At 66.5% G+C, this 12,091-nt stretch carries 10 protein-coding genes and 1 pseudogene; 7 read left to right on the forward strand and 4 right to left on the reverse strand.

Annotated features, from left to right (window positions below):
- Window positions 1–2: 2 nt before the first annotated feature.
- Window positions 3–865: pseudogene (locus M1D55_RS07460) on the reverse strand (nucleotidyl transferase AbiEii/AbiGii toxin family protein).
- Window positions 862–1,935 (reverse strand): type IV toxin-antitoxin system AbiEi family antitoxin, encoded by a 1,074-nt coding sequence (locus M1D55_RS07465; RefSeq protein ID WP_456280542.1) that lies wholly within the window; start codon window positions 1,933–1,935, stop codon window positions 862–864. Before M1D55_RS07465 ends, M1D55_RS07460 begins: the two are co-directional and overlap by 4 nt.
- A gap of 219 nt (window positions 1,936–2,154) precedes the next feature.
- On the opposite strand from M1D55_RS07465, the gene M1D55_RS07470 reads away from it, so the two are divergent.
- From M1D55_RS07470 to M1D55_RS07500, 7 genes are all read left to right on the forward strand, one after another.
- Complete coding sequence (locus M1D55_RS07470) at window positions 2,155–2,949, forward strand: alpha/beta fold hydrolase (protein ID WP_456280543.1); 795 nt, start codon at window positions 2,155–2,157, stop codon at window positions 2,947–2,949.
- Window positions 2,946–4,256: an iron-containing alcohol dehydrogenase gene (locus M1D55_RS07475; protein ID WP_456280544.1), complete on the forward strand. Its 1,311-nt coding sequence runs from the start codon at window positions 2,946–2,948 to the stop codon at window positions 4,254–4,256. Before M1D55_RS07470 ends, M1D55_RS07475 begins: the two co-directional genes overlap by 4 nt.
- Window positions 4,257–4,438: 182 nt before the next feature.
- Complete coding sequence (locus M1D55_RS07480; RefSeq protein WP_456280545.1) at window positions 4,439–5,818, forward strand: MFS transporter; 1,380 nt, start codon at window positions 4,439–4,441, stop codon at window positions 5,816–5,818.
- A gap of 236 nt (window positions 5,819–6,054) precedes the next feature.
- Complete coding sequence (locus M1D55_RS07485; RefSeq protein WP_456280546.1) at window positions 6,055–6,861, forward strand: fatty acid hydroxylase family protein; 807 nt, start codon at window positions 6,055–6,057, stop codon at window positions 6,859–6,861.
- Window positions 6,862–7,051: 190 nt separating this feature from the next.
- A complete protein-coding gene (locus M1D55_RS07490) occupies window positions 7,052–8,719 on the forward strand; it encodes an MFS transporter (protein ID WP_456280547.1) in 1,668 nt (555 codons plus the stop codon).
- Window positions 8,720–8,752: 33 nt separating this feature from the next.
- Entirely contained in the window at window positions 8,753–9,943 is a 1,191-nt protein-coding gene (locus tag M1D55_RS07495; RefSeq protein WP_456280548.1) for an HlyD family secretion protein, read from the forward strand.
- A gap of 41 nt (window positions 9,944–9,984) precedes the next feature.
- Window positions 9,985–11,349 carry an efflux transporter outer membrane subunit gene (locus M1D55_RS07500; protein ID WP_456280549.1) on the forward strand — a complete coding sequence of 455 codons (1,365 nt, stop codon included), beginning with the start codon at window positions 9,985–9,987 and terminating at the stop codon, window positions 11,347–11,349.
- Window positions 11,350–11,379: 30 nt separating this feature from the next.
- Here M1D55_RS07500 and M1D55_RS07505 read toward each other — a convergent pair whose 3' ends face one another.
- Together M1D55_RS07505 and M1D55_RS07510 are read right to left on the reverse strand one after the other, a co-directional pair.
- Window positions 11,380–11,541 carry a hypothetical protein gene (locus M1D55_RS07505; protein WP_456280550.1) on the reverse strand — a complete coding sequence of 54 codons (162 nt, stop codon included), beginning with the start codon at window positions 11,539–11,541 and terminating at the stop codon, window positions 11,380–11,382.
- A complete protein-coding gene (locus tag M1D55_RS07510; RefSeq protein WP_456280551.1) occupies window positions 11,542–12,036 on the reverse strand; it encodes a hypothetical protein in 495 nt (164 codons plus the stop codon).
- Window positions 12,037–12,091 lie beyond the last annotated feature (55 nt).

The raw sequence follows: 12,091 nt of genomic DNA on the forward strand, positions 1-12,091 counted from the left end.
GTTCAGCGACGCAAGCCAAGCGCCCGCAGCCAGGCATCGACCTGTCCGAACGCATCCTGCTGCCACTGTTCGGGCGTCCGGTCGCGCAGGACATCGGTATCCTCGACAAACCTTCGCACACAGGTCGGCCCGAAGCCCTCTACCGTATCGAACTTGCGCGCGATGCAATCGAAGCCGATCGTGCCACTCGGGTGATCGAGCAATGGACGGCAAGCCTGGGCGAGCGCCTCGGGTCCTCCGGGGTAGTTGCGGATGCAGTAATAGATGTCGTAGGCATCCTTCTGTTTGTAGCGCCCGGCTAGCGCATGCCCCTTCATCGCAAGCAGCGCCGGAATCGAGCACACCGCAATTTCCACGCGATTGGTCCCGCCAGTCGGCATCGGTCCTGCAATCGCCACCATCTGGTAGAAGCGCAGCGCGAGATCCGTGCCGTCGGCACGCTGTACCGCAAAGTCGCTGATCAACGGCGGAACGTTCTTCACGATCTCGGCATCCCGCGGCATCAGGAAATCGACGATGACATCGATCGGCGGGCCGTCGTCCATTGCAGGAACCTCGCGCACCAACTGAAAGCGCCGGAGCGTACGGCGCTTTCGTATCCGTGCTGCCTCAGCGCGTCGATCAGCGTCGCATACTGGCCGTCGCCCAAGGCCTCGGCATCCAGTCCGAGATCGACGTCCATGGTGCCGACATGCGGCATATCGTCTGTCTTGCCGAGCAACAGCCAGGGCACCGCGCCGCCGACAATGGCGAATTTTCCCTTGAAGCTGCCAAGAATCTGACCGATTTGGATCAGTACCGTCTGGACCGCCGCTGTCGTGCGATCGTCGTAGTCCACCGCGGATTGCGGTTCACCGGATTTCATGTGTGCCAGGCGAGCTGATGTTTCCGCAGATGATCGGCCGCTTCCCTGCCCCGTTCGCCGGCATTCGCGAGGTCGAGGTAGGTCTGAACGGGACTCGTGCAGATGACACCGGGGGCCGGCTCGACCGTATCGCGGAACGGACCATGGTCCTCCAGCGTCATCACCACGGCATTCTCGCCTTTCAATGCCGGTGACAATTTCAACGCCGAGCGCAGTTGTTCGAGTCCCGCCTCGTCGGCATAGAAATACTGCGTCGCCGTGCGGGCATAGGGGGCTAGCCATTGCGCCGCCGAGAATGAGGCAAGCGTCATCAGGCCGGTCCGCGTCCGCATCGCATCTCGTACCGCATGCTCGAGCGCACTGCCATGCAGGGGCGTATAGAAACCGTGACGCTTGCCGACCGGCGGCTCGTAGGCATCGCGCCAGGCATCGAGCAGCGCATCGGGATCGCTCAGGGATAGACCGTCGCGCGAGACCTTCGCCCACTCGCGATCGAGCAAGCCGGCTCGGACATTGCTGGCGTGGCCGAGGCTGATGCCGGCGGCTTCGGCCAGTGCCGTGACGCGCCACGCGCGCCCTGGCTCACGCAGCATCACGCGCAGCATCTGCGCCGACTTCGGCTTGAACAAGGAACGGAGGTCGCGGCGTTCGGCCAACGGCTTGCTTGTCACCGTCCGCTCGATGAAGACGCTGCCGAATACGAGATGAACATTGCCCTCGAGGTCGAGGTAACCCGCATTGTGCTCGCGGCACAAGGCTCGCGCTGCGGCGGAGAGATACGGTGCAATCAGCACTGGCGTCGCGTCGTCCCGACCGCCAACCGCCGCGAGATGCCGAAGCTCCAGCAATGCGGCTCGCACATGGCGGGGTTGGCCGCTTGTGACAACGCGACAGACCAGCGTATGGCACCGGTCCTCGACGCGCATGTCGGCGACAACGCCCGGCCCCATGTCTTCGGGAAAGGCGGTCGCCAACTCGAGGCGTTCGATCACTGGCACCTGCCGCAATAGCGTGCGCAACGCGGTCGCCTCGCGTTCAAGTGCCGGGGTCGCGACTTCGGTGAACGTCATCTGATGGAAGTGGCGCGTTTCTAGACAGTCGATGTGCCCGATTTTCACTGAAACAGGCCATTTCAGCAAATGCTGAAAGTGCCCGTTTCAGTGAAAATTCGTATGGCGCCGATGCACACAGTCCACTAGCCGCCGTCCCTTGCCGACTATCCGCTTGCCTTCCCGCCATTCTGTACACTACTATGATCCATCTAATATATTAGATGTACAGGAGACACCATGGCGGCAGACTCCATGGACGTGATCGAAGTCGGCAGCGGGCCGTTGTGCGTGGTGGCGCTGCACGGCATCCAGGGGACGCGCGCGGCGTGGTTGCCGGTGGCGCAACGGTTGAGCCCGCTCTGCACCTTCGTGCTGCCGAATCTGCAGGGACGTGGGGCGGCGCCGCGGCCGGCGACGGCCGGCGGGTACACGTTGGAGCGCTATGCGGCCGCGGTACGCGAGGTCGTGGAACGGCATGCCGGTGGGCGTCCTTTTGTGCTGGCGGGATGGAGCATGGGGGTGTCGGTGGCGCTGCAGTACGCGGACCGTTACCGCGACGACCGTGGCGAGGCACGCTCGCCACTCGCGCTGTGGTTGCTGTCGGGCTCGCCTGCCCTGTGCGAGACGCGCTGGTTCGGCGCCGACGATGGTGCGCCGCTGCTCGACGAGATCGCGGCGCGCGAGCGCCGGCTCGGATTGAGCGAGGCAGCCGACCACGCCGCCGTCGCGCTGACGTGGCAGGCGATCCGGCAGACCGATCAGCGGTCGCGCCTGGCTACGCTGCCGATGCCGGCCCTGGTCATCCATGGCCGCGATGACGACGACTGCCCCTGGTCCCATGCGCAGGCGCTGGCCAATGGATTGCCCGCCGGCCGTCTGGCCACCATCGAACGCGCCGGCCATGGCCTGCTGACCGGTCATGCCGATGCGGTCTGCGAGTTCGCCTCGCCGTGGCTGCGACAACTCGCCGACTCGATCCACACCGGGGACACGCCTGCCCCCTCTCCGTCCATCCCCCTGGAGCTGCCATGAGAATCGAAGACCTGGTCTACTTCTGCGCGCCGGCGCGTCTGATCGTCGGCGCCGGTACGCGCGCGCAATTGCCGGCGCTGCTGCAGCGGCTCGGCCATCGTCACGGCGTGCTGGTCACCGATACCTTTTTCACAGAGCGCACGCCGTGGGCCGCCGAATACGTCGAGGCCGCGCGTGCGGCCGGCATCGACACGGTGGTCTACGACGGGGGCATGCCGGATCCGAGCACGACGCTGTGCGACGAGGCCACGCTGGCGCTGCGCGCGCGGCTCGGTGGCCGTGTTCCCGATCATCTGGTCGCGCTGGGCGGCGGAAGCAATATCGACCTTGCCAAGGCCTTGAGCCTGACGCTGCGGGAAGGCCGGCCTGTGCGCGAGTTCGCCGGTGCGTTGCCCGCCGGCACGCGGCCGATACCGCTGGTCGCGCTGCCGACCACGTCCGGCACCGGTTCCGAGGCGACCCCCGGCGCGATCCTCGTCGACCCCGACAACGCGACCAAGATCGCGGTGATGGACAACGCGCTGCGCCCGCAGATCGCGCTGATCGATCCCGAGTTCACCTACACCTGTCCGCCGCGCGTGACCGCGGATGCCGGCATCGATGCGCTGACGCATGCGATCGAGTCGTACCTGACCGTGGACAGCGCGGCTTACCCGCGGCAAGGCAACGCCGATCCCGGCTATAGCGGCCGCTCGGCGCTGACGATGCTGTTCGCCCGCGAGTCGATCGCGCTGTGCAGCCGCTACCTGCTGCGCGCCTATCGCGACAGCGGCAACGTCGGCGACGGCCGCAACGGTGCAGCCGGCGGCCGCGATATCGAAGCGCGAATCGGCATGTCCTATGCCAGCCTCTACGCCGCGTTGTCTTATGGCAGTGCCGGCCTGAACGCGGTGCATGGCATCGCCTACGCCGTCGCGGGCCTGACCCACCGCTCGCATGGCAGTACCAATGCGGTGATGCTGCCCTATGTGCTGGACGCGCTGCGCACCACGCGCGGCGCCGATCTGCTGGCGCTCGCGCCGCTGTTCGGTGTCGACGCTGACAGCGACGCCGAGCGCATCGCCGGCGTGCCGCTGGCCGTGCGGGACCTGATCGACGCGCTCGACATTCCGTCGAATCTGCAGGCCTTCGGTGTGCCGCGCGACGCGCTGCCCGCTCTGACGCGCGACGCATTGGGCGTCACGCGGCTGGCACAGGCGTTTCCCGTCGACGACCTGCCGGGCACCTATGCGCGCGTCATCGAGCACGCGTGGCGCGGCGAACTCGCCGCCCACGACGCCGCCTCGGGCTCCCGCCGGGCGGCTTAGGGCAAATCCCGAGCCTCGTCCGCCAGGCCGCGCCAGATAACGCTTCCCGGGCAAGAACACGGCGCCCCGAACGTCAACGCGGCACCTCATCCCCTGTGCGCAGTTTGCATACGTATAGCATCCATCTAATATATTAGTCAGACCGCCAACAGGCGGCCCCACGACAAAGACAGGAGACAACCATGGACATGTCGGCAGGCAGTGTGGCGCTGACCCCCGGAGTCGCGGCGCGGCTCGAGCGCCTTCCCATGACCCGCTATCAGCGCACCTTGTTCGGCATCATCGCCACCGCGTGGTTCTTCGATTCGATGGACCTCGGCATGATGACCTTCGTGCTCGGCTCGATCAAAGCCGAGTTCGGCCTGAGCGCGGCGCAGACCGGCCTGCTCGCCAGCTCCAGCTTTCTGGGCATGTTTGCCGGCGCCGCGGTGGCCGGCATGCTGGCCGACCGCTTCGGCCGCAAGCCGGTGTTCCAGGTCAGCATGATCTTCTGGGGCGTGGGCAGCCTGATGTGCGGGCTGGCGGACAGCGTGACCTCGCTGATGCTGTACCGTGTGCTGCTCGGCTTCGGCATGGGCATGGAATTTCCGATCGGGCTGTCGATGGTGTCCGAGATCGTGCCGGCCAGGAGCCGTGGCAAGTATGTCGCGATCCTGGAGGGCTTCTGGCCGATCGGCTTTATCGCGGCGGGATTGCTGGCGTATCTGACGTTGCCGGTAATCGGCTGGCGCGGCATTTTCATCGCGATGGCGTTTCCCGCGGCGTTCGTCTTCGTGGTGCGGCGGACGGTGCCGGAATCCCCGCGCTGGCTCGAAGGGGCGGGACGGCAACGCGAGGCTGAGGCCGTGATGGCCGGCATCGAGGCACGCGTGGAGCGCGCCAGCGGCAAGCCGCTGCCGGAAGTCCAGCAGGGCTTCGCGCCGGCCGCGGTCCACGATCGCAAGACGATGTTCGGCGAGCTGTGGAAAGGCCCGTACGCCAGACGCACCGTGATGCTGTGGGGCGTGTGGTTCTTCGCGCTGCTCGGCTACTACGGCCTGACCACCTGGCTCGGCGCGCTGCTGCAGCAGGCCGGCTACGCGGTGACCAAGTCGGTGCTGTACACCGTCTATATCTCGCTGGCCGGCATTCCCGGCTTCATCTTCTCGGCGTGGCTGCTGGAAAAATGGGGGCGCAAGCCGACCTGCGCGCTGATGCTGCTCGGCAGCGCCGCGTCCGCCTATCTGTACGGACAGGCCGCAGTGCTGAAGCTGCCGGTCGAACAGCTGATCGCCGCCGGGCTGTGCATGCAGTTCTTCCTGTTCGGCATGTGGTCGGTGCTGTATGCCTACACGCCCGAGCTGTATCCGACGCGCTCCCGTGCAACCGGTTCGGGCTTCGCCTCGTCGATCGGCCGCATCGGCTCGCTGGTGGGCCCGTATCTGGTTGGCGTGCTGCTGCCCGTCACAGGCCAGGGCGGCATCTTCACGCTGGGCGCGCTATCGTTCGCGATCGCCGCGATGGCCGTGCTGTGGCTCGGCATCGAGACCAAGGGCCGGTGCCTGGAGGAAGTGTCGAGCTGAACAAACCTGCCATGTCGTTTCCGCGAAAGCGGGAACCCAGCGTTTCGAAACGTCACTGGGTCCCCGCCTTCGCGGGGACGACGGTGTCCGCACGGCCCTCCATTCGAGGGCCGTTTGCTTGATGGGTTGCTTGATGGCCGGCCTGACGTACCGCGCCGAAAAACCGTTTGACACATTTTCATATACCACTAATATATTAGTACGATGTCAGTTCGGCATAGACAGGAGACAACATCATGATGAGCGAACGCCAACGCAAATTCCGCGAGCAATACAAGGCCGATATCAGCCCGCTATACAACGGCCTGCTGCATATCGGCGTGATCTTTGCCGCCGGCATCGCCGCGCTCTATTACTGCGCGGCGCGGCTGGAGAACGCGACGTGGGAATGGCTGCTGGTGCTGCCGGTCTTTCTTGCCGGCAACCTGGTCGAATGGTTCATGCACAAGTACGTGATGCACCGGCGCATCGACGTGTTCGCGCTGCGGGCGATCTACGAGCGGCACACTCGCCAGCATCACCAGTACTTCACCGATAACGAGCCGACCATCGACACCACGCGCGAATTCCGCATCGTGTTCTTCCCCTGGCGCGTCCTTATCACGCTGGGTGTCGGTGGTGGCCTGCTCGGCTATCTGGCCTATCTGCTGATCAATGCCAACGCCGCCTATATCGTCTTCATGACGATGGTCGGCCACTACCTGGTCTACGAGGTGTTCCACTACTGCTGCCATGTCCATGACAACTGGTTCGTGCGCAATATGCCGTTCATCAACACGATCCGCCGGCACCATACCGCGCACCACAACCAGGGAATCATGATGCACTACAACATGAACCTGACCTTCCCGATCGCCGACTGGCTGATGGGCACCAGCGATCTGCGCCGCGGCCTGTTCGGCCACCTGTTCAACGGCTACAGCGAGGCGCATATCAAGGAGGAACTGAAGCCGATCATCCGCAAGTTCCGCCACGACGATTCGCGCGTGACCCTGGACGGTCCGCAGCTGACCGAGGATGAACGGCGCGCGATGGCGGCCTGACAGCGGACCGCCTTCCCTCGAGCAATGGCCGGGATTCACGTCCCGGCCATCGCATTTGATGGCCGACCGGTGTCGGACTTCGTTCCGTACTGCCTGCCCCGACACCCAAACGATGGCTTGACACTTCAGCCCGGCAGCGGCAATCATCAAACCCGCTGGACCTTCGCTGAACCCGCTTCCCGTCATGCCAATGGGCGCTGCCACGGCCGAATACCAGTTCAAGCCGCATGAGCGGCCCACCATTCCGGGCTCTCCCGCGACGCCCGATCATCCGGCGCCACGGCGCGTCGGCTATTTCTGCGTCGGCGTGCTGATCGGCCTGACCGCCGGCTTCGGCAACGCGCTGGTGATCGCCAACCTGAACAATATCCAGGGGGTATTCGGCCTCTACAGCGATCAGGCGGCCTGGCTGTCGACGGTCTACGTGATGACCAACGTCTGCGCCAGCATGCTGCTGATCAAGTTCCGGCAGCAATACGGCCTGCAGCATTTCGCGCGGCTGTTCCTGCTGGGCTATGTCGTCATCACGCTCGCCCACATCTTCGTCCATACCTTCGAGACGGCGCTGCTGGTGCGTGCGGCCAATGGCATCGCGGCCAGCGGCCTGAGCACGCTGGCGCTGTACTACATGATCCAGTCGATGCCGGCGGCGCACCGGCTCAAGGGGATCGTGCTGGGCATCGGCGTGCCGCAACTGGCCACGCCGCTGGCCCGCGTCCTCACCTCCGGCATGCTCGAAGCCGGCAACTGGAAGGCGCTGTATCTGTTCGAACTGGGCCTGGCGCTGCTGTCGCTGGTCGCGGTGGCGCTGCTGCGGCTGCCACCAAGCGAGCGCATCCGCGCCTTCGAGAAGCTCGATTTCCTGACCTTCGCACTGTTCGCGCCGGGCATGGCGCTGTTGTGCGCGGTACTGAGCCAGGGCCGCATCCTGTGGTGGACCGAGGCCGCCTGGCTCGGCTATGCGCTGTGCGGCGCGGTCGCGCTGATCACCGCGGCCCTGTGGATCGAACACAACCGTGCCAACCCGCTGCTGAACACGCGCTGGCTGAGCAGTCGCGCAATGCTGCGCTTCGCGCTGGTGGCGATCGCCGTGCGCGTGCTGCTGTCGGAGCAGGCCTACGGCGCGGTCGGCCTGCTGACCGCGCTGGGCATGGGCAACGACCAGCTGGTTCCGCTGTACGTCGTGGTCTCGTTGGCGACCATCGCCGGCCTGGCCGTCAGCGCGCTGACGGTCAACCCGCTGAATCTCGAGCGGCCGATCCGCATTTCCCTGCTGTTGATCGCGATCGGCGCCTTCATGGACGCGCATTCGAACAACCTGACGCGGCCGGCGAACATGTACCTGAGCCAGGCGCTGATCGCGTTCGCCGCGGTCTATTTCATGGGCCCGACGCTGCTGATCGGCATGCTGCGCGCGCTGTCCAGGGGCATGAGCCATATCGTCAGCTTCTCGGCGCTGTTCGGCATCACGCAATCGCTTGGCGGCCTGGCCGGCTCTGCGCTGTTGGGAACGTTCCAGGTCTATCGCGAGAAGTTCCATTCGCATTCGCTGGTGCAGTCGATCACGCTGACCGACCCGCTCGACGCGGCACGCATCCAGGCGCTGGGCGGCGCCTACGGACGCGTGCTGTCCGATCCCACGCTGCGGCAATTCGAAGGCTCGGCGCTGCTGGCGCAGCAGGTCACGCGCGAAGCCAATGTGCTGGCGTTCAACGATGTCTTCCTGATGATCGGCATCATTGCATCGGTGACCTTCGCCTGGCTGCTGGCACTTTATATCCGCGATCGGATTCGCGGCCACAACCCGATGGCCGAGCCGCTCGAAGCGATGGCGAGAATGCGGCAGCGTCAGCAATAGCCGCGACAACAACAACGATATCTGGAGCCACCGGTGACCGACCCAACGCCGCCCCGCGAGCCCGGCCCCACCCCTTCCGCCCAGAAGTCCGGTCAGGCCGAGTCGCACGAGCGCCTGCAGGACCCCGTCGAGGTACCGCAGCAGCCCTCGGCGCCACCGACTGGCTGGTCGCCGCCCAAGGGCACGCGGCGGGCCACCGTGATCGTCGTCGCGATCGCGCTCGCCAGCATCCTGATCATCCTGTACGCATGGGGACTGCCGCCGTTTACGCGCGTGATCCAGGGCACCGACAACGCCTATGTGCGCGGGCAGACAACGGTGATCAGCCCGCAGGTCAGCGGCTACGTCACCGATGTGCCGGTGCGCGACTTTCAGCGTGTCAAGGCCGGCCAGGTGCTGCTGAAGATCGACGACCGCATCTACCGCCAGCGGGTCGAGCAGGCGCGCGCGAATCTGGACACGCAGATCGCGAACCTGAACAACACCGACCAGACGCGCCGCTCGCGCGAGGCCACGGTGCTGGCGCAGCAGGCCAGCCTCGCCAACGCGCAGGCGCAATTGCTGCGGGCGCAGGCCGATATGCGGCGGGTCGACGAACTGGTGGCGGACGGCTCGGTGTCGCTGCGCGAGCGCGACCAGACGCGCGCCGCGCTGCGGCAGGCCGAAGCCGCGGTGCGCCAGGCCCGCGCCGCCGCCGAGATTGCCCGCCAGGACGTGCAGGCGGTCGCGGTCAGCCGCGAGGGGCTGCAGGCGGCGGTCGAAGCGGCGCGCGCCGCGTTGAAGCTGGCCGAGATTGACCTGGCCAACACCGTGCTGCGCGCCCCGCAGGACGGGCAACTGAGCCAGATCGGCGCGCGCCTGGGCCAGTACGTCACGGCCGGCACGCAGGCGATGTTCCTGGTGCCGCCGACGCTGTGGGTGATCGCCAACTACAAGGAGGCGCAGACCTCGCACATGGCGCCCGGCCAGCCGGCGAGCTTCCGCGTCGACGGGCTCGACGACGCGCGGCTGACCGGCCACGTTGAACAGCTGGCGCCGGCGGCAGGCTCGGAGTTCGCGGTGATCCAGCCGGACAACGCGACCGGCAACTTCGTCAAGGTCGCGCAACGGATCTCGGTGCGTATCGCCATCGATCCGGACCAGCCTCTCGCGGCGCGGCTGCGGCCCGGCATGTCGGTGCGGGTCGAGGTCGATACGCGGGGAGCGGAGTCCCGCACGCGATGACGGCTGGCGCTTGCCTCCTACGTATTCGGACAGCGTTGCGCGTGGTCCTGTGCACCGCGGCGCTGCCGCTGCTGTTCGGCTGCATGGGCCCGCGGCCCGCACCACCGGCCGCCGCCGCGCTGACGCCGCCACCGGCGTGGCGCGTCGAACCCGGTCCCAGCGTGCCGCTCGAGCGCGACTGGTGGCGCCGCTATGGCGACACGGTGCTGGCACAACTGGTCGAGCGCGCGCTGGCGAGCAATGCCGACCTTGGCATCGCCGCCGCGCGGGTCGCCGAAGCGCGCGCCCAGCAGCGGCTCGCACAGGCCCAGTTGCTGCCGACGCTCGATGCGACCGCGACGGGCGGACGCTCCCGCAGCCTCAATGCGCTCGGACGCGAGTCGATTTCGAATTCGTTCGAACCGCAGTTCCAGGCGGCCTATGAGATCGATCTGTTCGGCCGCCTGGCCGACCTGTCGGCGGCCGCGCTTGCGGGCGCACAGGCCAGCGAAGCCGCAAGAGATGCGGCGGTGCTGTCGGTCGCCGCGGCCACCGCGCGCGCCTATCTGACGCTGCGCGCGCTCGACGCCCAGCTTGCCGTGGTACGCCAGACGCTGGCCGCCCGCGAGGACGCCTTGCGGCTGGCGCGGCGCCGGGCCGAGGCCGGCTACACCTCGCAGCTGGAGTACGCCCAGGCGCGCGCCGAGTACGAGTCCACCGCGCAGGCGGTGCCGCAGGCCGAGCTGGCCGTCGCCCGCCAGGAGAACGCCTTGCTGCTGCTGATCGGCGACTCGCTATCGGGGGAGATCGCGCGCGGCGCCGCGCTGTCCGCCCTGCGGCCTCCACCGGTCCCCGACGGCCTGCCCGCCGACCTGCTGCGGCGGCGGCCCGACATCGCGCAGGCCGAATTCCAGCTGGCCGCGAGCGATGCCAACCTGAGCGCCGCGCGCAAGGCCTTCCTGCCACGGCTGCATCTATCGGGATCGGCCGGCCTGCTGTACGCCAGCGGCGTCGCCAGCCCGGTCCGCATCTGGTCGCTCGGCGGCAGCATCCTGGCACCGCTGTTCGAGGGCGGCCGCATCGAGGCCGGCGCGCAGGTCGCCACGGCCCAGCGCGATCAGGCCGCCTTCGCTTACCGCCGCACCGCGCTGACCGCCTTTCGGGAGGTCAACGACAACCTCGCGGCGCTGCGCCAGCTGGAGGCGCAGGTGCTGCATCTGGGCCAGCAGCGCGATGCCCTCGCCGCCGCGCTGCGCCACGCGACCAATCGCTATCGCGCCGGCTATTCGCCGTATCTGGAGCAGCTCGACGCCCAGCGCGGACTGCTGAGCGCGGAGCTGAGCCTGATCCAGGCACAGGCGGACTGGCTCAATGCCAGCGTGGCGTTGTACCAGGCGATGGGGGGCGGCTGGACGCGCACCGATTGAGGGTCGGCATCCGCCATACTGGCGGCGCCCTCATGGAGCTCCCGGGTTAAACCGGGCGCCGCCGTTTTCCTCGTCGTAATCGAATGTCCAGACTCGGCGCTTGATAAGGGTGCCAATTGCTGCCATCCCGGAGTGCTGCGCCATTAATTGGGCATACTGATGCAGGCCGATTGACACATAGCGCTTGGCCATTCAATGCGGACTCGTGTCGATGACGACGACTTCGTTCAACTGAACGCCAAAGCGCCCGACCCTTTCGGTGACCTGCACATAGCCCCGGCTAGCTGATCTTGGCAAACCCCATTTTGCCCCGCACAGAGTAATATCGCTGCCCAGATTCGCGTCACGAAAACGCGTGCCAAACGCACAATTCCTCCAGCCGTCTGTTTGGGTGAAAGCCACGGTATAGACACGAGTACCCGAAGCGGTGAAAGCAGGTAGCGCTTCGCTCCAGATGAAGCCGACTATAAAGCCCAAGATGGCGCCAAAGCACGCAACAGCGGCAGTTTTGCGTCGCCAAGCTGCTCCGTGAGCGAGTTCTCGATAAGCGGCGACGGTCGCGGCGAGGCCTAGTAGTACGGCGCTGACAATGGCGACTCTCCAATGAACGCCATAGCTCTTCGCATAGCAATTATGCGCAAAAACACATCCAACCAATCCCAGGGGGATTCCCCCTGTGATCAGCATGTACTCGACATTGGTGGAGGGGGCCCGGTGGTTTCGCCAATACAAGTCAACAGCC

Source organism: Cupriavidus sp. JZ107 (genome assembly GCF_053903255.1).